General features: G+C 74.4%; 6 protein-coding genes. All 6 read left to right on the forward strand.

Annotation, left to right across the window (positions count from 1 at the left end; translation table 11 throughout):
• Positions 1-21: 21 nt before the first annotated feature.
• The 6 genes from ACLZN2_RS11930 to ACLZN2_RS11955 are packed head-to-tail and all read left to right on the forward strand — an operon-like array spanning position 22 to position 23960.
• Positions 22-20724, forward strand: a complete 20703-nt coding sequence (locus ACLZN2_RS11930; RefSeq protein ID WP_416978368.1) for a non-ribosomal peptide synthase/polyketide synthase — start codon at positions 22-24, stop codon at positions 20722-20724.
• Positions 20721-20960, forward strand: coding sequence for an MbtH family protein (locus tag ACLZN2_RS11935; protein ID WP_416978369.1), 240 nt, complete (start codon positions 20721-20723; stop codon positions 20958-20960). Before ACLZN2_RS11930 ends, ACLZN2_RS11935 begins: the two co-directional genes overlap by 4 nt.
• Complete coding sequence (locus ACLZN2_RS11940; RefSeq protein ID WP_416978370.1) at positions 20957-22204, forward strand: cytochrome P450 family protein; 1248 nt, start codon at positions 20957-20959, stop codon at positions 22202-22204. The genes ACLZN2_RS11935 and ACLZN2_RS11940 overlap by 4 nt, the downstream gene beginning before the upstream one ends.
• Before the next feature lie 5 nt (positions 22205-22209).
• On the forward strand, positions 22210-22983 hold the full coding sequence (locus ACLZN2_RS11945) for an SRPBCC family protein (RefSeq protein ID WP_416978371.1): 774 nt from the start codon (positions 22210-22212) through the stop codon (positions 22981-22983).
• Positions 22983-23159 carry a hypothetical protein gene (locus ACLZN2_RS11950; RefSeq protein ID WP_416978372.1) on the forward strand — a complete coding sequence of 59 codons (177 nt, stop codon included), beginning with the start codon at positions 22983-22985 and terminating at the stop codon, positions 23157-23159. The genes ACLZN2_RS11945 and ACLZN2_RS11950 overlap by 1 nt, the downstream gene beginning before the upstream one ends.
• 30 nt (positions 23160-23189) lie before the next feature.
• Positions 23190-23960, forward strand: coding sequence for a thioesterase II family protein (locus ACLZN2_RS11955; RefSeq protein WP_416978373.1), 771 nt, complete (start codon positions 23190-23192; stop codon positions 23958-23960).
• Positions 23961-23965 lie beyond the last annotated feature (5 nt).

Raw genomic sequence — 23965 nt, forward strand, 5'->3', positions numbered from 1 at the left:
GGCACATCTGGAGGTACCCCCATGTCTGCTCGCGATGACGCCGCCCTGCCCCTGACGGCGGCTCAGCGCGAACTGTGGCTCGCCGAACAGCGGACGGAGGGGGTGATCCCGACGTACCGCATCGGCGAGTACCTCGACATCGCCGGGCCCCTGGACACCGACCTGTTCCGCGGCGCGCTGCACCGGGTCGTCACCGAGAACGAGGCCCTGCACGTGGGGTTCACCGACACCGACGACGGCCCCCGCCAGATCCTGCGCGTCCCGGAGGGCCGGCCGCCCCGTCTCCTCGACCTCAGCGCACACGACGACCCCCGCGCCGCCGCCCTGGAGTGGATGACCGCCGACCGCCTGCGCCCCCTCGACCTCACCCGCGACCGCCTCTTCAGCCAGGCCCTCATCAAGATCGCCGAAGACCACCACCTCTGGTACCACAGCTACCACCACCTGCTCTCCGACGGCCTCGGCTACGCCCTCGTCGCCCGCCGCGTCGCCGCCGTCCACACCGCCCTGGCGGCGGGGCGTACGCCGGACCCGACGCCGTTCCCGTCCCTGCGCGCCGTCGTCGAAGCCGACGCCGCCTACCGGAACTCCCCCCGCTACGACGCTGACCGCGCGTACTGGAGCGGGCGCCTCACAAACCTCCCCGAACCCGTCCGCATCGGCCGCTCCGCGAGCCGTCTCACCGCCGGCCCCCGCCACACCCCGCTGCCCGCCGGCCCCGTACGCGACGCCCTGCACACGCTCGCCGAACGCGCCGGAACCCGCTGGTCACGGGTGCTGATCGCGGCCACCGCGCTGTACGTGCACCGCCGCACCGGCGCCCGCGACCTGCTCCTCGGCCTCCCCGTCACCGGCCGCGACCGCACCGACCCGGTGTGCTCGGCGACGCCCGCCGTGGTGTCCAACATGGTGCCCCTGCGGCTGACCGTACGGCCCGGCACGCCCTGGTCCGCGCTCGTCGACCAGGTCGACGCCGAGGTGCGGGCCGCGCTCCGGCACCAGCGCTACCGGGGCGAGGACATGCACCGCGATCTCGGGCTGCCCGGCGACCCCGGCTCGGCGTACTCCGCGATCGTCAACATCATGTCCTTCGACAGCGAATTGAGCTTCGCCGGTCTGCCCGCCACCGCGCACAGCCTCGCCGAGGTCCATGCCGCCGAACTCGTCGTCTGGGCGCTGGACCGGCACGACGGCTCCGGCCCGCACCTCAAGCTGCTGGCCGCCGCCGACGCCTGGGACGAGGACGAGCGACAGGCCCACCGGCACGGCCTCACCACCCTCCTGGAGAGCCTCGCCCGCACGGACGACGACCGCCCCGTCGGCCGCATCCCTCTCCCGAGGCCCGCCGCACACCCCGACACGGCCGCGGCCCCCGCCGCCCACCTCGCCGACCTCTTCGAGCAGCAGGCCCGCCGCACCCCGGACGCCGTGGCCGTCGTAGGACCGGACGCCACCCTCACGTACGCCGCGCTCGACGCCCGCGCGAACCGTCTCGCCCAGCTCCTGACCGCGCACGGCGCCGCCCCCGAGCGCCTCGTCGCCCTCGCGCTGCCGCGCTCCGCCGAGCTGGTCACGGCCGTCCTCGCGGTCCTCAAGACCGGCGCGGCCCACGTCCCCCTCGACCCGGACCACCCCCGCGCCCGCCTGGCCGCCCTCCTCGACGACACCCGCCCCGTCGTCACCGTGACCGACACGGCCACCCGGCCCCGGCTCCCGCAGACCGTCGACGCGTTGCTCCTCGACACCCTCGACACCCTCGACACCCTCGACTCCACCAACGCCCCGGCCACCGCCCCGGCCGCGCGGCGCGACCCCCGCCACCCGGCGTACGTCATCCACACCTCGGGCTCCACCGGCCGCCCCAAGGGCGTGCTCACCCCGCACGCGGCCGTGACGAACCTGATCCACCACCAGCTCCGCGCCCTGTACCGGTCCCCCCGGATGCGGGTGGCACTGACCACGTCCCTGTCGTTCGACGCCTCCTGGGACCAGCTCGGCTGCCTGTTCGGCGGCCACGAACTGCATGTCCTCGACCGCACCACCTGGACCGACCCGGACGCCTTCCTCGCCCACCTCGCCCGCCACCGCCTCGACCTCGTCAACGCCACCCCGTCCTATCTGCGCGTCCTCCTCGACCACGGCCTCCTCGCCCCCGACCGTCCCCGACCCTCCGTGATCGTCGCCGGCGGGGAGGCCCTACCCGAGGACCTGTGGCGGGAACTGCGCGCCGCCGACGGCGTACGCGTCCACAACTTCTACGGCCCCACCGAGTGCACCGTCGACGCGCTCACCGCGGCCCTCGACACCACCGAGCGCCCCGCGATCGGACACCCCGTCACCGGTGCCCGCGCGTACGTCCTCGACAGCGCCCTGCAACCGGTGCCCGACGGCGCCCCCGGCGAGTTGTACGTCGCGGGCGCCGGTCTGGCCCGCGGCTACCTCGGCCGCCCCGCCCTCACCGCCGAACGGTTCGTCGCCGACCCCTACGGCCCGTCCGGCACCCGCATGTACCGCACCGGCGACCTCGTCCGCCGCACCTCCGAGGGCAGCCTCGAATACCTCGGCCGGGCCGACGACCAGGTCAAGATCCGCGGCTTCCGCGTCGAACCCGCCGAGATCGAGGCCCAGTTGGGCACCCACCCGGCGGTCGCGCGTACGACGGTCCTCGCCCGCCCCGACGACGACCGCGCCGCCCGGCTCGTCGCCTACGTCGTCCCCGCACCCGGCACCGCACCCCGCCCGGAGGACCTGCGCGCCCACCTGCGCGACCGCCTCCCCGAGCACATGGTCCCGGCCGCCTTCGTCACCCTCGACGCGCTGCCCCTCACCCTGTCCGGAAAGCTCGACCGACGGGCCCTGCCCGCCCCCGCTCCCACCCATGACACCCTGCCGAGCCGCCGCACGCCGCGCACGCCCCGCGAGGAACTCCTGTGCGGCCTCTTCGCCGATGTCCTCGGCGTCCCCCGGGCCGGCGTCGACGACGACTTCTTCGCTCTCGGCGGCCACTCCCTGCTCGCCCTGCGCCTCCTGGCCCGCATCCGCACCGCCCTCGGCGCCGCCCTGCGCCTCGGCGACCTCTTCGACGCACCCACGCCCGCCGGGATCGCCACCGCCCTGGACGCCGCGACCCCGGACGCCGCCCGGCCCGCGCTCAGTCCGTACGAGCGCCCCGACGCCGTCCCCCTGTCCTCCGCACAGCGCCGGCTGTGGTTCCTGCAGCGCGTCGAGGGAACCGGCGCCACGTACCACATCCCGCTCGCCCTGCGCCTGTCCGGCACCCTCGACCGCGCCGCGCTGGAGGCGGCCCTGCGGGACGTCGTCATCCGGCACGAGAGCCTGCGCACCGTCTTCCCCGACGAGCACGGGGTGCCCGTCCAGCGGATCCTGGCACCGGAGAAGGCCGCGCCCCGGCCGGCGGTCACCGACACCACCGAGGCCGCCCTGCCCGACCTGCTGGCCGCCGCCGCGCGCCGCCCCTTCGACCTCGCGGCCGAACCGCCCGTCCACGCCGACCTGTTCGCGCTCGCGCCCGACGAGCACGTGCTGCTGCTGGTGGTCCACCACATCGTCGGCGACGGCTGGTCCCTCGGCCCGCTGGCCGCCGACGTCACCCAGGCCTACGCGGCCCACCGCCGCGGCGGGACCCCGGACTGGGCCCCGCTGCCGGTGCAGTACGCCGACTACACCCTCTGGCAGCACGACCTCCTCGGCGACCCCACCGACCCGGACAGCCTCTCCGCCCGCCAACTCGCCTACTGGACCGCACACCTGTCCGGGCTGCCGGAGCGCCTCGACCTCCCCTTCGACCGCCCCCGCCCGGCCGCCACCACCCACCGCGGCGCCCAGCTGCCCCTGCACCTCGACGCCGACCTGCACCGCCGTCTGAGCGACCTGGCCCGCGCCCACGGCGCCAGCCTCTTCATGGTCCTCCAGGCCGGCCTCGCCGCCCTCCTCGGCAAGCTCGGCGCCGGCACCGACATCCCGCTCGGCGCCCCGGTCGCCGGCCGCACCGACGAAGCCGCCGACGACCTGGTCGGCTTCTTCGTCAACACCGTCGTCCTGCGCACCGACCTGACCGGCGACCCCGCCTTCACCGAACTCCTCGACCGCGTCCGCCGGGGCGCCCTCGCCGCCTACGCCCACCAGGACCTGCCCTTCGAGCACCTGGTGGAAGAGCTCAACCCGACCCGCTCCCTCGCCCACCACCCCCTCTTCCAGACCATGCTCGCCCTGCAGAACGCCCCCCTCGGCGAGTTCGACCTGCCCGGCCTGCGCGTCACGACGAGCCTGGTCCCCACCGGCACCGCCAAGTGCGACCTCACCTTCAACCTCGCCGAACACACCACCCCTGACGGCACCCCGGCCGGCCTCACCGGCACCGTGGAGTACAGCACCGACCTCTTCGACCCCGGAACGATCGAGACGATCACCGCACGGTGGGCGCGCCTGCTGCACACGGCCGCCACGGACCCGGAGCGCCGCCTGAGCCGCATCGACGTCCTCACCGACGCGGAGCGCACGTCCCTGCTGCCGACGGCTCTCGCGGCGCCGGTGAAGGACACCCTGGTGGGGTTGTTCCAGGCGCGGGTGCGGGAGCTGCCGAATGCGGTGGCGGTTGTGTGTGGTGATGTCTCGTTGTCGTACGGCGAGTTGAACCGTCGGGCGAACCGGCTGGCGCATGCGTTGGTCGGGTGTGGGGTGGGTCCGGAGGATGTCGTCGCGTTGGCGTTGCCCCGGTCGGTGGAGCTGGTGGTGGCGGTGTTGGGGGTGTTGAAGGCGGGGGCTGCTTATCTGCCTCTTGATCCTGACTATCCGGCGGCGCGGCGGGAGTTCATGGTCGCCGATGCCCGGCCGGTGCTGGTGGTCGACGACCTGGCGGCCCTGGAGACGGCGGGGCTGCCGGACACGGATCCGGTGGTGGGGGTGTCTGCGGAGCATCCGGCGTATGTCATCTACACGTCGGGTTCGACGGGTCGTCCGAAGGGTGTGGTCGTCCCGCACGGGAACGTGGTGCGGTTGTTCGCGGCGACGAGGCACTGGTTCGGCTTCGGCCCCGACGACGTGTGGACGCTGTTCCATTCCTACGCGTTCGACTTCTCGGTGTGGGAGTTGTGGGGTCCGCTGCTGCACGGTGGCCGGTTGGTCGTGGTGCCGTTCGAGACGTCCCGTTCGCCGGAGGCGTTCCTGAGGCTGCTGGCCGAGGAGCGGGTGACGGTCCTGAACCAGACGCCCTCCGCCTTCTACCAGCTCATGCAGGCCGACCGGGAGAACCCGGGCGCCGAACTCGCCCTGCGCACGGTCGTGTTCGGCGGCGAGGCGCTGGAGCCCGCCCGGCTCGCCGACTGGTACTCCCGGCATGCGGGCGACGCTCCCGTGCTGGTGAACATGTACGGCATCACCGAGACGACCGTCCACGTCACCCACACCACCCTGAACGCCGCCTCCGTCGACGACCCGTCCAGCACGATCGGTACCGGCATCCCGGACCTGCGGACCTACGTGCTCGACCGGTGGCTGGGGCCTGTTCCCACGGGCGTGGCCGGTGAACTGTACGTATCCGGACCGGGGTTGGCCCGTGGCTATCTCAACCGGCCGTCCTTCACCGCCTCCCGGTTCGTCGCCGACCCGTACGGTCCGTCCGGCGCTCGTATGTACCGCACCGGCGACCTGGTGCGGCAGCGTGCCGACGGCACCCTGGAGTACGCCGGGCGCGCCGACGACCAGGTCAAGGTGCGCGGCTTCCGAATCGAACTCGGCGAGATCGAGGCCGTGTTGGCCGCGCATCCCGAGGTCGGGGATGTGGCCGTGGTGGCCCGCCGGGACCGTACGGACGACACGCGGCTCGTCGCGTACGTCGTAGGCGGCACCGGCACCCTGCGGGAGTACGTCCGGGAGCGGCTCCCCGAGTACATGGTCCCGGCCGCCTTCGTCGCGCTGGACGCGCTGCCGCTGACCGCCAACGGCAAACTGGACCGACGGGCCCTGCCCGAGCCGGAGTTCACGCCCACAGCGGCCGGACGGGCGCCGCGCACCCCGCAGGAGCAGGTGCTCGCCGAGCTGTTCGGCGAGGTGCTGGGCGTGGAACGGGTCGGTGCCGACGACGACTTCTTCGCGCTGGGCGGCCACTCGCTGCTGGCCACCCGGCTCGTCGCCCGTGTCCGGGCCGCGCTCGGCGCCGAGCTCGAGTTGCGGGCGCTGTTCGAGACGCCGACCGTCGCCGGGCTGGCCGAGGGGCTCACGGTCGCGGGGGAGGCACGGCCCGCTCTGGTGCCGGCCGCCCGGCCGGAGCGGATGCCGCTGTCGTCCGCCCAGCACCGGCTGTGGTTCCTGCACCAGCTGGACCCGGCCGGCGCGGCCTACCACATCCCGCTCGCCTGGCGGCTGGACGGCCAGCTCGACCGGGCCGCCCTGGCCGAGGCGCTCGCCGACGTGGTGGCCCGGCACGAGGCCCTGCGCACCCTCTGCCCGCAGGCCGCCGACGGGGTGCCGTACCAGCTCGTCCTCGACGCCGAAGCGGCCCGCCCGCAGCTGCCGCTCACCGAGACCGACGAGGCCGGGCTGCCCGCGCTGCTCGACCGGGCCGTACGGCGGCCCTTCGATCTCGCCGGTGAACCGCCCCTGCGCGCCGAGCTGTTCGCCACGGCCGACGACCGGCACGTCCTCCTGGTCGTCGTGCACCACATCGCGGGCGACGGCTGGTCGCTCGGCCCGCTGTCCCGGGACCTGGCCACCGCCTACGCGGCCCGCCGTGCGGGGGAGGAACCCGGATGGGCGCCGCTGCCCGTGCAGTACGCCGACTACACCCTCTGGCAGCGCGCGCTCCTCGGTGAACCGGCCGACTCCGACAGCCTGTTCGCCCGGCAGGCCGCCCACTGGACGAGCATGCTGCAGGGGCTGCCCGAGCAGATCCAGCTGCCCACCGACCGGCCCCGACCGGCGAACCCCACCTTCCACGGCCGCAGGCTGCCCCTCGATCTCGACGCCGATCTGCATGCGGGCCTCCTCGGCCTGGCCCGGCAGCACGGCGCCAGCCTCTTCATGGTGCTCCAGGCCGGACTCGCCGCCCTGCTGAACAAACTCGGCGCCGGGGACGACATCCCCGTCGGCAGCCTCATCGCGGGCCGCACCGACCAGGCCCTGGACGATCTCGTCGGCTTCTTCGTCAACACCCTCGTGTTGCGCACCGACACCTCCGGCGATCCCGACTTCGTCCAACTCCTCGGCCGTGCACGGGAGTCGGCGCTCGGCGCGTACGCCCACCAGGAACTGCCCTTCGATCATCTGGTGGAGGCGCTGAACCCGGCCCGGTCGCTGTCCCGGCAGCCGCTGTTCCAGGTGCTGCTCGCCCTGCAGAACGTTCCGCGCGGCGACTTCGAGCTCCCCGGCCTGCGTGCCGAGATCCTCCCCGTGCACCACGCCACGGCCATGTTCGACCTCTCCTTCCACCTCCTGGAACGCGGCGACGGCGGGGCGGGCGGCCTCCACGGCCATGTCGAGTACGCCACCGACCTCTTCGACGACACCACCGTCGAACGCCTCCTCGCCCGCTGGACGCGCCTCCTGCGCCAGGCCGTCGAGGACCCCGGGCGGCCGCTGAGCCGTTTCGACGTCCTCCTCGACGACGAACGCGCAGCACTGCTCCCGGCGCCCACAGCGCCCACGGCCCCCGTCGCGCACGCCTCGCTGACCGAGCGGTTCCGGGCCCAGGTGCGGGCCACCCCCGACGCCCACGCCGTCGTCTTCGAGGACACCGTCCTCACCTACGCCGGGCTCGACGCCCGCGCCAACCAGGTCGCCCACGCCCTCCTCGCCGAGGGCATCGGCCCCGAGGACGTCGTCGCGCTCACCCTCCCGCGCGGCACCGACCTCGTCGTCGCGATCCTCGGCGTCCTGAAGTCCGGTGCCGCCTATCTGCCCGTCGACCCGGACTACCCGCCCGCCCGACGCGCCTTCATGCTCGACGACTCCCGGCCGGCCGTGGTCGTGGCCGACCTGGACTTCGCCGACGGCTTCCCGGACACCGACCCTGCCACCGACCCTGCCACCGACCCGGCCACCGGCCCGGACACCGGCCCAGGCATCACCCCCGACGGGCGCCATCCGGCCTACGTCATCTACACCTCGGGCTCCACCGGCCGCCCCAAGGCCGTCGTCATGCCGTCGGCCGCCCTCGCCAACCTGCTCCACTGGCACCACCGTGCCGTAGGCGGCGGCCCCGGCACCCGCACCGCGCAGTTCACGGCGGCCGGCTTCGACGTGTCCGTGCAGGAGACCCTGTCGGCGCTGCTGTACGGCAAGACCCTCGTGGTCCCCACCGACGAGCAGCGGCGCAGCGCCGAACTGTTCACGGCCTGGCTGGAACGGCACAGGATCGAGGAGCTGTTCGCGCCCACGCTGATGCTGGAAGCCGTCGCCGAGGCCGCCGAGGAACACCGCCGTGAGCTGCCCCACCTGCGGACCATCGCCCAGGCCGGTGAGGCGATGCGGCTCGGCATCGCCCTGCGCCGCTTCACCGCCCGCCACCCCGGACGCCGCCTCCACAACCACTACGGCCCGGCCGAGACCCACGTCGCCACCGCCTACGCGCTGCCCGCCGACCTCGACGACTGCCCGCTGCCGGTGCCCGTCGGCCGGCCCGTCGACCACACCCGCGCCCTCGTCCTCGACGCCGCGCTGCGCCCCGTACCGCCCGGCGTGCCCGGTGAGCTGTACCTGGCCGGGACATGCCTGGCCCGTGGCTATCTGCACCGGCCCGCGCTGACCGCAGAACGGTTCGTCGCCGACCCCTACGGGCCGCCCGGCGCCCGCATGTACCGCACCGGTGACCTCGCCCGCCGGCGTTCCGACGGTGAGCTGGAGTTCCTCGGCCGTGCCGACCACCAGGTGAAGGTGCGCGGCTTCCGTGTCGAACCCGGTGAGATCGAGGCCGCCCTCGCCGGTCACCCGGCCGTCGCCCGGGCAGCCGTCGTCGCCCGCGAGGACCGGCTCGTCGCCTACGTCGTCCCGGCCGCCGGGGCGACCACCGCACCGGCCGCCCTCCTGGACCACCTGCGCGACCGCCTCCCCGACCACATGATCCCCGGCGCGCTCCTCACCCTCGACGCCCTGCCCCTCACCCCCAACGGCAAGCTCGACCGCGCCGCCCTGCCCGCTCCCGCGCCCGCCCCGGACACCCGGACCGGCCGCGCCCCGCGCACCCCGCGCGAACAGATCCTGTGCGACCTGTTCGCCGAGGTCCTCGGCGTCGCTCGGGCCGGTGTCGACGACGACTTCTTCGCGCTGGGCGGCCACTCGCTGCTCGCCACCCGCCTGGTCTCCCGCGTCCGCGCCACCCTCGGCGCTGAACTGCCCCTGCGCGCCCTCTTCGAGGCCCCCACCCCGGCGGGGCTCGCCGTGCGCCTCGACGACGCGGCCGACGCCCGCCCGGCCGTCGTCCCGGCCGCCCGGCCCGAACCGCTGCCGCTGTCGTTCGCGCAGCGCCGCCTGTGGTTCCTGAACCGGCTGGAGGGCACCGACGCCACCTACCACATGCCGCTCGCGCTACGGCTGCGCGGCGCCCTGGACCTGCCTGCCCTGGCCGCCGCCCTCACCGACCTCGTCACCCGGCACGAGACGCTGCGCACGGTCTTCCCGCACACCGACGGCGTACCGCACCAGCGGATCCTGCCCGCCGCCGAGGCCCGGGTCCCCCTCACGGTCACCGAGACGGACGAGCCCTCACTGCCCGCACTGCTGACCCGGGCCGCCCGCCGCCCCGTCGACCTGGCGGCCGAACTCCCCCTGCGCGCCCACCTGTTCACGCTCGGCGCCGACGGGCACGTCCTCCTCCTCGCCCTGCACCACATCGGCGCCGACGGCTGGTCCCTGCGCCCCCTGGCGACGGACCTCGCCACCGCCTACGCGGCCCGCCGCGCGAAGGAGGAACCAGGCTGGGCCCCACTGCCGGTCCAGTACGCGGACTACACCCTCTGGCAGCGTGCCCTGCTCGGCGACGAGACCGACCCGGACAGCACGTACGCTCGCCAACTCTCCTATTGGACCGAAGCGTTGGACGGCCTGCCGGAGCGCCTGCGGCTGCCCGCCGACCGCCCGCGCCCCCTCCACCCCACCCATCGGGGCGGGCTGCTCACCACCACCGTCGACGCCGGCCTGCACGAGGCGCTCACCGCGCTGGCCCGCCGCAACGGCGCCAGCCTGTTCATGGTCCTCCAGGCCGGTCTCGCCGCCCTGTGCACCCGTCTCGGCGCGGGCACCGACATCCCCGTGGGCAGCCCCTTCGCGGGCCGTACCGACCAGGCGCTGGACGATCTCGTCGGGTTCTTCGTCAACACGCTCGTGCTGCGCACGGACACCTCCGGGGACCCTTCGTTCACCGAACTCCTGGGCCGGGTACGGGAGTCGGCGCTCGCCGCCTACGCCCACCAGGACGTCCCCTTCGAGCACCTCGTCGAGGCACTGAACCCGGTCCGCTCCCTCTCCCACCACCCCCTCTTCCAGATCCTCCTCGCCGTCCAGAACGTCCCCGACACCGAGTTCGGCCTCGACGGTCTGGACACCTCGCCGCAACCCGTGCGCACCGGCACCGCCCGGCTCGACCTGGCCTTCGCGCTCACCGAACGCCGAGGCCCCGACGGCACACCCGCCGGTCTCGACGCGATCGTCGAGTACAGCGCCGACCTGTTCGACGAGAGCACCGTCCGCACCCTCTTCGACCGATGGGTACGGCTCCTGACAGCCGCCGTCACCATCCCCGACCGGCCCATCGGCACCCTCGACATCCTCCACCCCGACGAGCGCCACACCCTTCTGGACGACACCCGACTCCCGCTCCCCGACGCCTCGTTCGCCGAACTCTTCCGCCGCCAGGCCGCCCGCCGTCCCGACGCGACCGCCCTCGTCGCCGGGCACGTCGAGTTGACGTACGCCCAACTGGACGCCCGCGCCAACCAGTTCGCCCACGCGCTCATCGAGCGGGGCCTGGGTGCCGAGGACGTCGTCGCGCTGGTGCTGCCGCGTTCCGTGGAGCTCGTGGTCGGGATCCTCGGGACGATGAAGGCGGGCGCCGCCCATCTGCCGGTCGACCCCGGCTACCCCGAGGCGCGCATCGGACACATGCTGGAGGACGCCCGCCCGGCCCTGGTCGTCGACGACCTCGCCTTCGCCGACGGCTGCCCGGCCACCGACCCGGACGTCACGGTCGACGTACGGCAGCCCGCCTACGTGATCTACACCTCCGGCTCCACCGGCCGCCCCAAGGGTGTCGTCGTCACCCACGGCGGCCTGCCCAGCCTTGTCGCGGCCCAGACCGAGCGGCTCGCCCTCGACGACACCAGCCGCGTCCTCCAGCTCAGCTCGCCCAGCTTCGACGCCTCCTTCTGGGACCTGTGCGCCGCGCTGCTCACCGGCGCCTGCCTGGTCCTGGCCCCGGCGGACGACCCGGTATCCGGCCTCACCGCCGACATCACACATGTGACACTGCCGCCGTCCGTGCTGGCGGCCGTGGCCGCGTCGCCGGTGCCGACGCTGGTGGTGGCGGGGGAGGCCTGTCCGCCGGAGCTCGTGGAGCGCTGGGCGCCCGGGCGGCGGATGATCAACGCGTACGGGCCGACGGAGACGACCGTGTGTGCCACGATGAGCGCGCCGCTCGCTCCCACGGGGCGGGTGCCGGCGATCGGGCGGGCGATCGCCAACGCCCGTGTGTTCGTCCTCGACGAGCGACTGCAGCCCGTACCGCCGGGGGTGCCGGGCGAGTTGTACATCGCCGGGGCCGGGCTGGCCCGTGGCTATCTCCGTCAACCCGCCCTCACGGCCGCCCGGTTCCTCGCCGACCCCTTCGGCGCACCCGGCACCCGCATGTACCGCACCGGCGATGTCGTGCGGCAACGGGCCGACGGCGACCTGGAGTTCGTCGGACGCGTCGACGACCAGGTCAAGGTGCGCGGCTTCCGGATCGAGCCCGCCGAGATCGAGGCCGCCCTCGTCGGTCACCCCGCCGTCGCGCACGCCGTCGTGGCCGTACGAGGGGAGCGGCTCGTCGGATACGTCGTCCCCGAACCCGACACCACGCCGCAGCCGTCCGCCCTCCAGTCGTTCCTGCGGGACCGGCTGCCGGAGCACCTGGTGCCGAGCGCGTTCGTGAGCCTCTCCGCGCTGCCGCTGACGCCCAACGGCAAGCTCGACAGGGCGGCCCTGCCCACGCCGGAGTTCGAGTCCGAGGGGAAGGGACGGGCACCGCGCAGTCCGCGGGAGCAGGTGCTGTGCGATCTGTTCGCCGAGGTGCTCGGCGCGGAGCGGGTGGGTGTCGAGGACGGTTTCTTCGACCTGGGCGGTCACTCCCTGCTCGCCACCCGGCTGGTGTCGCGGATCCGGGCGGTGCTGGGCGTGGAACTCGCCCTGCGGACCCTGTTCGAGACGCCGACCCCGGCCGGTCTCGCCGCCGCGCTGGACGGGGCCGGTCGCGCCCGGCCCGCGCTGACGGCCGGTGAGCGGCCGGAGCGGGAGCCGCTGTCGTTCGCGCAGCGCCGACTGTGGTTCCTGCAGCAGATGGAGGGGCCCGGCGCCGGCTACAACATCCCGCTCGCCCTGCGGCTGTCCGGGCGGCTCGACGAACGGGCCCTCGCCGAGGCCCTCGCGGACGTCGCCGCCCGGCACGAGACCCTGCGCACGGTGTTCCCCGAGGCGCACGGCACCCCGTACCAGAAGGTGCTCGACGCCGACACCACCCGCCCGCGTCTGCTCATGACGCACACCGACGAGCCCCGGCTGCCGCAGGCCCTCGCCGAGGCCGCCCGGCTGCCCTTCGACCTCGCCGCCGAAGTGCCCCTGCGGGCCCACCTGTTCGCGCTCCCGGGCGGCGAGGACCACGTCCTGCTGCTCGTCCTGCACCACATCGCCGGGGACGGCTGGTCCACCGGACCGCTCTCCCGCGACCTCGCCGAGGCCTACGCGGCCCGCGGCGCGGGAGGCAAGCCCGAGTGGGCGCCGCTGCCCGCGCAGTACGCCGACTACACCCGCTGGCAGCGCGAACTGCTCGGCGACCCGTCCGAACCCGGCAGTGTCTTCTCCTCCCAACTCGCCTATTGGCAGGCCCGGTTGGCGGACCTGCCGGAGCAGTTGCCGCTACCGGCCGACCGGCCCCGGCCCGCCGTCGCCTCCTACCGGGGCGAGCATCTGCCCGTCCAGCTGGACGGCGACCTGCACACCGGCCTCGCCCGGCTCGCGCGCCGCAGCGGAGCGAGCCTGTTCATGGTTCTCCAGGCCGGTCTCGCCGCCCTGTGCACCCGCCTCGGCGCCGGGACCGACATCCCCGTCGGCAGCCCCATCGCCGGCCGCACCGACCAGGCCCTGGACGACCTCGTCGGGTTCTTCGTCAACACCCTCGTGCTGCGCACCGACACCTCAGGGGACCCTTCGTTCACCGAACTCCTCGGCCGGGTACGGGAGTCCGCACTCGGCGCCTACGCCCACCAGGACCTGCCCTTCGAGCACCTCGTCGAGGAGCTCAACCCGGCCCGCTCCCTCTCCCACCACCCCCTGTTCCAGGTGATGTTCGCCCTCCAGAACGCTCCGATGGGCGAGCTCGACCTGCCCGGTCTGCGGGTCGCGCCCCTGGTCGTGCCCACCGGCACCGCCAAGTTCGACCTGGGCTTCAACCTGTACGAACGGCACCACGCCGACGGCACCCCCGCGGGCATCGCCGGGGCCGTCGAGTACGCCACCGACCTGTACGACCGTGACACCGTCGCCGATCTCGTCGACCGCTGGAACCGGCTGCTGCGCGCGGTGGTCGCCGACCCGGACCTCCCCCTCGCCCGCATCGACGTCCTGTCCGCCGACGAACGCCGCCGTCTGCTCACCGACGCAGGCACAGACACAGACGCCGGCGCCGGCGTACCCGTCCATCCCGTCCCCCTGCCGACCGGCTTCGCACGGCAGGTCGCCGCCACGCCCGACGCGATCGCCCTGGTCGCCGGGGACGTGGAGCTGTCGTATGCCCAACTGGACGCCCGCGCCAACCAGTTCGCCCACGCGCTCATCGAGCGGGGCCTGGGCGCAGAGGACGTCGTCGCGCTCGTGCTGCCGCGATCCGCGGAGCTCGTCGTCGGGAGCCTCGGGACGATGAAGGCGGGCGCCGCCTATCTGCCGGTCGACCCCGACTACCCGGCGGCACGGCGGGAGTTCATGCTGGAGGACGCCCGCCCTGCCCTCGTGGTGGAGGAGCCGGGTCTCGGCGACGGACGGCCCAGGACCTCTCCCGAGGTCGCCGTCGACGTACGGCAGCCCGCCTACGTCATCTACACCTCCGGCTCCACCGGTCGCCCCAAGGGCGTCGTCGTCAGCCACGCGGGTATCGCGCACCTGGTGGCCGCGCAGGTCGAGCGGTTCGCCATCGACGACAGGAGCAGGGTGCTGCAGTTCGCCTCGCCCAGCTTCGACGCGTCCGTGTCCGAGTTGTACACGGCCCTGCTGACCGGCGCGACCCTCGTCCTGCCGCCCGCCCACGACCCGGTGGCGGGCCTTGCCCCGGACATCACGCACGTCACGCTGCCGCCTTCGGTGCTGGCGGCCGTGGAGTCGTTGCCGGTGTCGACGCTGGTGGTGGCGGGGGAGGCGTGCCCGCCGGAGCTGGTGGAGCGCTGGGCGCCCGGGCGGCGGATGATCAACGCGTACGGGCCGACGGAGACGACCGTGTGCGCGACCATGAGCCGGCCACTGTCCCCGACCGGCGGCGTGCCGCCGATCGGGCGGGCGATCGCCAACGCCCGTGCGTACGTCCTCGACGAGCGACTGCAGCCCGTACCGCCGGGGGTGCCCGGTGAGTTGTACGTCGCCGGAGCCGGGCTGGCCCGTGGCTATCTGCGTCAACCCGCCCTGACCGCCTGCCGGTTCGTCGCCGATCCCTTCGGCGCCCCCGGCACCCGCATGTACCGCACCGGAGACGTCGTCCGCCGACGCCGGGACGGCGACCTGGAGTTCGTCGGACGCGTCGACGACCAGGTCAAGGTGCGCGGCTTCCGGATCGAGCCCGCCGAGATCGAGACCGTCCTCGCCGCCCATCCCTCCGTCGGACGGGCCGTCGTGGCGGTACGGGACGAGCGGCTGGTCGCCTACGTCGTACCCGACCGGTCCCGCGCGGAGCGCGACCACGGCCGGGACGAGGACCACATCTCCGGCTGGCGGGAGCTCTACGACGCCCTGCCCGTCGCCTCGGCACCGGCCGCCCTCGGCCACAACTTCACGGGATGGAACAGCAGTTACGACGGCCTGCCCATCCCGGAGGAGGAGATGCGGGAGTGGCGGGACGCCACCGTCGACCGCATCCGGGCGCTGCGGCCCCGGCGGGTGCTGGAGGTCGGCGTCGGCACCGGTCTGCTGCTGGCGCGTCTCGCACCCGACTGCGAGGCGTACTGGGCCACCGACTTCTCCGCCACCGCCGTGGACGCGCTCACCGAACACCTCGCGCAAAAGCCGGAGTTGGCGGAGCGGGTCGTCCTGCGCACCCAGCCGGCCCACGACCTCGACGGACTGCCCGGCGGCTTCGACACCATCGTGATCAACTCGGTCGTCCAGTACTTCCCGGGCGCCGACCATCTGCTCGACGTCATCCGGGGGCTGACCTCGCTCCTCGCACCCGGCGGCGCCCTGTTCGTCGGCGATGTGCGCAACCCGCGGCTGCGGCGGGCGCTCGCCACCGCCGTGCACGCGCCCCGCACCGACGGCGGGCCCGCCGAGCTGCGCCGGGCCGTCGCACAGGCTCTGCGGGACGAGGAGGAACTCCTCGTCGACCCCGACTTCTTCGCCGCCCTGCCCGGCCGGATCGACGGGATCCAGGCGGTCGCCGTGGAGGTGAAGCGCGGCCGGTTCCACAACGAACTCACCCGCCACCGCTACGACGTCACCCTGCACACCCGGCCCGCCGCGACCTGGAACGGCTTCACGGAGACCGCCTGGGGCCGTGCCGTGGGCACACCCGACGAGGTGCGCGCTCTGCTGACGTCCACCGATCCGGCGGTCCTGCGGATCACGGGCGTACCCAACGCCCGGGTGACCGGCGAGGTCGCCGCGGACCGCGTGCTGCACGAGGGCGGCACCACCCCCGTGGCCGGTGTCGACCCCGAGGTCTGGCACGCGCTCGGCGCCGCCACGGGCCGCCACACCCACGTCACCTGGTCGCCCGACGCCCCCGACACCGTCGACGTCGTCCTCGTCGACCCGGCCCGCGTCACCGACCCGACCGCGCCCGTCGACACCTACCGGGCCGGACACACCGAAGCCTGTCCCACCGCCCGCCCCGAGCCCCTCACCAACACCCCCGCCGCCCGCCGCACCCCCGCCTCCCTGATCCGCGGCCTGCGCGACCACGTCCGTGCCCGGCTGCCCGAGCAGCTCGTGCCCTCCGCGTACGTCGTCCTCGACGCGCTGCCGCTCACGCCGGGCGGGAAGCTCGACCGGGCCGCCCTGCCGGCACCCGCCGCGCCGGAGAGCCGGGGGAGCCGTGCGCCGCGCACCCCGCAGGAGGAACTGCTGGCCGGGCTGTTCGCCGAGGTGCTCGGCGTGGGCCGGGTCGGGGTCGACGACGGCTTCTTCGACCTGGGCGGCCACTCGCTGCTCGCCACCCGGCTGATCTCCCGCGTCCGCGCGGTCCTCGGCGCCGAACTCGACGTCCGCGCCCTGTTCGAGGCACCCACCCCGGCTCTGCTGGCCGCCCGTCTCGACCGGGCGGGCGAGGCCCGGCCCCCGCTGACGGCCCGCACGCCCCGCCCCGAGCGGGTGCCGCTGTCGTACGCCCAGCACCGGCTGTGGTTCCTGCACCGGATGGAGGGGCCGGGCGCCGCCACCTACGTCATGCCGCTCGCGCTGCGGCTGACCGGACCGCTCGACCGGGCCGCGCTGCGGCGGGCGCTCGGTGACGTGACCGGCCGGCACGAGAGTCTGCGGACCGTGTTCCCGGAGGCCGGCGGCACGCCCTGCCAGCGGGTGCTGGACGTCCGGCCGGACCTGCCCGTCACCGAGACCGACGAGCGGGGCCTCGCCCAGCTCCTCGCGCGGTCGGCGGGGCGCGGATTCGACCTGGCCGTCGAACCCCCGCTGCGCGCCGAGCTGTTCGCGCTGGCCCCCGACGACCACGTCCTGCTGCTCGCCCTGCACCACATCGCCGGGGACGGCTGGTCCATGGGCCCGCTGGCGGCCGACCTGGCCACCGCCTACGCGGCCCGCCGCGCGGGGGAGGAGCCCGAGTGGGCGGCGCTGCCGGTGCAGTACGCCGACTACGCCCTCTGGCAGCGCGAACTGCTCGGCGACGCCTCCGACACCGACAGCCGTCTGGCCGCCCAACTCGGCCACTGGAAACAGGCGTTGGCGGATCTGCCCGAGCGGATCCAGCTGCCCGCCGACCGGCCCCGCCCGGCCGTCGCCTCCCAGCGCGGCGCCAGCCTGCCGCTGCGTCTCGACGCCCGACTGCACGGCGAGCTGCGGGACCTGGCCGCTGAGCACGGCACCAGCCTGTTCATGGCCCTGCAGGCCGGTCTGGCCGCCCTGTGCACCCGCCTCGGGGCCGGGACCGACATCCCCGTCGGCAGTCCGGTCGCGGGCCGCACCGATCAGGCGCTGGACGATCTCGTCGGGTTCTTCGTCAACACGCTCGTGCTGCGCACCGACACCTCCGGTGACCCGACCTTCGCCGAACTCCTGGGACGGGTACGGGAGTCGGCGCTCGCCGCCTACGCCCACCAGGACGTCCCCTTCGAGCACCTCGTCGAGGTCCTCAACCCGGTCCGCTCCCTCTCCCACCATCCCCTCTTCCAGGTGATGCTGGCCCTGCAGAACGCCCCCGGCGGCAGCTTCGCCCTGCCCGGCCTGACGGTCGAGCCGGTGGCCGTGGCGACCGGCACCGCGCGCTGCGACCTCACCCTCAGCCTCGCCGAGCGCTACGCCGACGACGGCACCCCCGAAGGGCTCACCGGCGCCGTCGAGTACGCCACCGACCTGTTCGACGAGGACACCGTGGCCGCCCTCGTCGCCCGCTGGATCCGGCTGCTGGAAGCCGCCGTGGCCCGGCCCGACGAGCCCGTCGGCGCGATCGACCTCGTCTCCGACGGAGAGCGCCGCCACCTCCTGGATCGGCGGGGCGCACCGCTGCCTGCCCCGCGCTCGCTGCCCGAGCTGTTCGCCGAGCAGGTCCGGGCCACCCCCGACGCCGTCGCGCTGGTGGCCGACGGCACCACAATGACGTACGCCGAACTCGACGCCCGGACGGGCCGGCTGGCCCGCGCCCTCGCCGGGCGGGGCGTCGGCCCGGAGACCCCGGTGGCGGTCCTCATGGACCGCTCGGCCGACCTGGTCGTGGCGATCCTGGGTGTCGTCCGGGCCGGTGGGGCCTATGTTCCCCTCGATCCCGGCTTCCCGCCCGCCCGCGTCGACCTCGTCGTCCGCGAGACCGGCGCCGCTCTCGTCCTCACCGAGGACGTCCTCACCGCGCTGCTGGAGACCGAACCGGAGAGCGGAGGGGCGCCTCAAGTCCGTTGCCATCCGTCGCAGTTGGCGTACATCACCTACACGTCCGGCTCCACCGGACGGCCCAAGGGCGTCGCCGTCACCCACGCCGATGTCGCCGGGCTCGCCCAGGCGCCCTGCTGGGGGTGTGCGCACGACCGGGTGCTGCTGCACTCGCCGAGCGCGTTCGACGCGTCCACCTACGAACTGTGGGTGCCGCTGCTCAATGGCGGGCGAATCGTCGTCGCCCCGCAAGGGCGGCTCGGCATCGGTGAGTTGTGCCGGGCGGTCGGCGAACACCGCGTCACCGGGCTGTGGTTGACGGCCGGGCTGTTCCGGGTGGTCGCCGAGGAGGAGCCCGGGGGGCTCGCCGGGGTGCGGGAGGTGTGGACAGGCGGGGACGTCGTCTCCGCCACCGCCGTCGGCCGGGTGATGCAGGCATGCCCGGGCATCCGGGTCGTCGACGGCTACGGGCCCACCGAGACCACCACCTTCGCCGCCCACCACCCCATGGACACCCCGCCCGATCCGGCCCGCCCCGTCCCCCTCGGCCGCCCCATGGCCGGGATGCGGCTGTACGTCCTCGACGAGCGGCTGCGGCCCGCGCCCACCGGGGTCGTGGGCGAGCTGTACCTCGCCGGCACCGGTGTCGCCCGCGGCTACACGGGCCGCCCGGCCGCCACCGCCGAACGGTTCACCGCCGACCCGTACGGGCCGCCCGGCGCCCGTGTGTACCGCTCCGGCGACCTCGCCCGCATGCTGCCCGACGGCACGGTGGAGTTCGCGGGCCGCGCCGACGACCAGGTGAAGGTGCGGGGCTTCCGGGTCGAGCCCGCCGAGGTCGAGGCCGCGCTCGTACGCTGTCCCGGGGTCGCCCAGGCCGCCGTCGTCGCCCGTGACGACCGGCTCGTCGCGTACGTCGTCCCGGTCCCGGCGCAGGACCCGGCGCAGGTCGCGGCGCAGGTCGCGGCGCGGGGCACGGCCTTCGACGCCCGCGACTGCGCCGACCGCCTCCGCCGCGATCTGCCCGCCCACCTCGTCCCCACCGCCTTCGTCGCCCTGGACGCGCTGCCGCTGACCGCCAACGGCAAGCTGGACCGGGCGGCCCTGCCCGCCCCGGAGTACGGCACCGACGGCGGCGACGGCGGCGACGGCACCGGGCGCGGCCCGCGCACCCCGCACGAACAGGTGCTGTGCGACCTGTTCGCCGAAGTCCTCGGCGTCGAGCGGGTCGGCGTCGACGACGGGTTCTTCGACCTCGGCGGACACTCCCTGCTCGCCGCCCGACTGGTCTCCCGGATCCGCGACGCCCTCGGCGCCGAGCTCGGACTGCGCACCCTGTTCCAGACCCCGACCGTCGCCGGACTCGCACGGCGCCTCGCCCTGCGTGACACCGACGACTCCCTCGACGTCCTGCTGCCGCTCCGGCCGCAGGGCCCGGCGACCCCGCTGTTCTGCGTCCACCCGGGCGGCGGCGTCAGCTGGTGCTACAGCGGCCTCCTCCACCACATCGCCCCCGACCACCCCGTCTACGCCCTCCAGGCCCGCAGCCTCGGCCGCGACGAACCCCGGCCCACCTCCTACGAGGAGATGGCGGCCGACTACGTCGAACAGATCCGCAAGATCCAGCCGGAGGGTCCCTACCTGCTCCTCGGCTGGTCGGCCGGCGGGCTCGTCGCGCACGCCGTCGCCACGGAACTCCAGCGCCAGGGCGAGCGCACCGCCCTCCTCGCGATCCTCGACGCCTATCCGGTCGCCGACCTCACCTTCGACGAACCGCCCGTGCCCAGCGAACGGGACGTCCTCGTCGGCATGCTCGACTGCGACCCCGCCGACGTCGGCGAGGAACCCCTCACCCACGAACAGGTGCGGGAGATCCTCGAACGCCGCGGCAGCGCCCTGGCCGGGCTGACCGAACGGCACATCGAGGCCGTCGTCGCCATCATGATCAACAACGCGAGCCTGGCCCTCACCTTCCGGCCGGGCGTCCTCGACGGCGACATGCTCCTGTTCAACTCCACCATCGACCGCGGGCAGGACTCCCCGGGCGCCGACGTCTGGCGCCCCTATGTCACCGGCTCGATCGACTCGTACGACATCACCGCCCGCCACGACCGCATGACCCGGCCGGGCGCCCTCGCCCAGCTCGGTCCGCTGCTCGCCGCCCGGATCGCCGAGGTCCGCGCGCAGCTCTCCGCAACCGACCCCACGACCCGGGAGAACCCCTCGTGAACAACCCCTTCGAGGACCAGGACGCCCCCTACCTCGTGCTCGTCAACGACGAGGCCCAGTACTCGCTGTGGCCCGCCTTCGCCGACGTACCCGACGGCTGGAGCGTCGCCCACCCCGAGGACACCCGCGAGGCCTGTCTGGAGTACGTCGAGAGGACCTGGACCGACATGCGGCCCAAGAGCCTCGTCGACGCGATGGACGACGCCATGGTCGACGCGATGGACGACGCCTCGTGAGCGTGCTCGCCACCGACGCCCGGGACTTCGCGGCGGAGATGGCCTCGGACGCCTTCCGCCGCGACCCCTACCCGGTCTACGCCCGGATGCGCGCCAAGTGCCCGGTGTACCGTGCGCCGAACGGCCTCTGGTACGTCACCCGGCACGCCGACGTCGAACAGGCCCTCGGCGATCTGCGGCTGTCCAACGACCGGGAGCGGATGACGAGCGCGCTCGTCGCCCGCGACGGCCGGATGAAGGATTTGAGCCGGCTCACCGCCCGGCTCGGACGGGTCATGAGCAACACCGACCCGCCGGACCACGCCCGGCTGCGCGGCCTCGTCAACAAGGCCTTCACCGCCCGCCGGGTGGAGCAGCTGCGCGGGCGGATCCAGCGGGTCGTGGACCGCCTCGTCGAGGGCGTCGAGGGTGCCGAAGGGCCCGTCGACCTGCTCGCCGCCGTCGCCTCCCCGCTGCCGCACACCGTCGTCTGCGAACTGTTCGGGGTGCCCGAGCCCGACCGGGAGCAGGTCAAGGAGTGGTTCCGGGGACTCGGCCGGATCCATGAGGACATCGACCGCGCCGAAAAGGTCGTGGACGCCTTCGAGGCGTATCTGACGGACCTCGTCGGGCGGCGGCGTGCCGCACCCGGCGACGATCTGATCAGCGCCCTCGTCACCGCTCAGGCCCGCGGCGACCGGCTCACCGACCACGAACTGCTGTCGACCTGCTTCATGCTGATCACGGCCGGCGACGAGACCACCACCAACCTCATCGGCAACGGCCTCCTCGCCCTCCTGCGCCACCCGGACCAACTCGCCCTCCTGCGCGCAGATCCGGCGCTGATCCGCACGGCCGTCGACGAGTTCGTCCGCTACGACAGCCCCACCCAGACCATCCTCCGGGTGGCCGCCGAGGACGTCCCCCTCGGCGGACGGACCATCCCCGCCGGGGATCTGGTCCAGCTCGTCCTGGCCTCCGTCGGCCGCGATCCCGAACGGCACGAGTATCCCGACCAGTTGGACCTCACCCGGCCGGCCGCCCACCGCCACCTCGGCTTCGGCCACGGCCCGCACTTCTGCCTCGGCGCGCCCCTCGCCCGACTGGAGACCGAACTCGCCGTCTCCACCGTGGTCCGCCGACTGCCCGGCCTGCGCCTGGCCGTCGCCCCCGAGGAACTCACCTGGCGGCCCAACCCGCTCCAGCGCCGCCTCACGGCGCTCCCCGTACTTCACGCGAACGACGAACGTGACGAAAGGAAGTGACGTGCATGCCCCGCGAGTTCCGGGTGCGCCGCGAGCAACTGCTGCCCGCCAGCCCCGCACAGGTCTGGAACGCGGTCGCCACCGCCGAGGGCAACCTCGGCTGGCTCTACCCGATGGAGATCGAACCCCGCGTCGGAGGCGCGGTCTCCCGCGGCTCGGCCACCGTCCTGGAATGGGAGCCGCCCCGCCGCTTCGCCTGCCGCGCCGACGGCGAGGACGGCTTCTCCAACACCCTCGACTACACCGTCGAGCCGTACGACGACACCCACACGCGGCTCTCCCTGGGCATCCACTGGGTGCACCCCGGCACCCCCGACGACGGCTGGGACACCCGGGCCGACGCAGCGGAGAAGCACTTCGACTTCTACCGGCACAGCCTCGCCGAATACCTGCGCCACTTCGCCGGCCGTCCCGCCCGCTACGTCCGGGCCGCCCGCCCCGAGGCGGCCACCCCGGGCGCCCTCACCGCCGTACGCGACCGCCTCGGACTGCCCGCCGGGGCCGGTACCGGCGCCACCGCGAAGATCACCCTGCCGCACCAGGCCGGGCCACCCGTCGAGGCGGTCGTCGACCGCTGCGAGCCCGGCTTCCTCGGACTGCGGACCGCCGACGCCCTCTACCGCTTCTACGACGGCGGGCCCTGGCGCTGGCCCCTGTGGCTCGGGCACCACCTGTTCGCGCCCGATGCGGACACCGGGGCCGACGGAGAGACCGGGGCCGACGGAGACACCGGGGTCGCGCAGGCCTGGGAGAGCTGGCTGGCGGAGGTGGCCCCCTGATGGAGAACCCCCTCTACTCGGCCGAACTCGTCGAGGAGAACGGCGTGTACACGCTCGTCGTCACCGATCTGTGCCGGGACACCGTCCAGACCGCCCACGTCCCCAAACGGGCCGTCGACAAACTCCCCTACTTCCTGTCGCTGCTCGGCTCCCGCCAGTTCAGCGCGTTCCGCTAGGCCTTGGGCCTCAGTCCCTCAGGAGGCCGCGTGGCCGTCACCCCCCTCCCCGCACCCCCGCCGCACACCGCCGACCGCTGGCTGCGGGTGCACCCGTGCCGTGCGCCGCGGCCCGCCCGCCGCCTGGTGTGCTTCCCGCACGCCGGCGGCACCGCCCACCTCTTCCACACCTGGCCCGCCCGCCTGCCCGACGACACCGAACTGCTCGCCGTGCGCTACCCGGGCCGCCAGGACCGGCTCGCCGAGCCGTGCGTCGAGGACATGGACCGCCTCGCCGACGCCGTCACCGAGGCCCTCGCCCCCTTCACCGGTCTGCCGCTCACCCTGTTCGGGCACAGCATGGGCTCCGCCGTCGCCTACGAGGTCGCCCGCCGACTGGAGACACACGGCCTCCGCCCCGCCCACCTGCTGGTCTCCGGGCGCGCCGCCCCGCACCGCGCCCGCCCGGCCGGGGTGCCCGACGGCGACGACGAGGCGCTGCTCGCCGTGATCCGCGGCCTCGGCGACCACCAGTCCGAGGCGTACGACATCCCGGAGCTCAGGGAGCTGCTGCTGCCCGCGCTGCGCGCCGACTACCGCCTCATCGAGGCCTACCGCCCCGCCCGCCCCGTACCGCTGCGCGCCCCCGTGACCGCCTACACGGGCCGCGACGACCCGACCTGCCCGCCCGACGCCGTCCGCGCCTGGGCCGAACTGACCGGGCCCGGCCGGTTCGCGCTGCGGGAGTTCCCCGGCGACCACTTCTACCTCGTCCCGTACGAGGCGGACCTGGTCGCCGACATCGCCACCCGGATCGTCTGAACCGC

Origin of the sequence: Streptomyces sp. T028 (genome assembly GCF_048159505.1) — a bacterium.
Taxonomy (GTDB): Bacteria; Actinomycetota; Actinomycetes; order Streptomycetales; family Streptomycetaceae; genus Streptomyces.

Coding starts and splice junctions, on each gene's coding strand:
- ACLZN2_RS11930 (WP_416978368.1), top strand. CDS start 22: ATGTCTGCTCGCGATGACGCCGCCCTGCCCCTGACGGCGGCTCAGCGC.
- ACLZN2_RS11945 (WP_416978371.1), top strand. CDS start 22,210: ATGCCCCGCGAGTTCCGGGTGCGCCGCGAGCAACTGCTGCCCGCCAGC.
- ACLZN2_RS11950 (WP_416978372.1), top strand. CDS start 22,983: ATGGAGAACCCCCTCTACTCGGCCGAACTCGTCGAGGAGAACGGCGTG.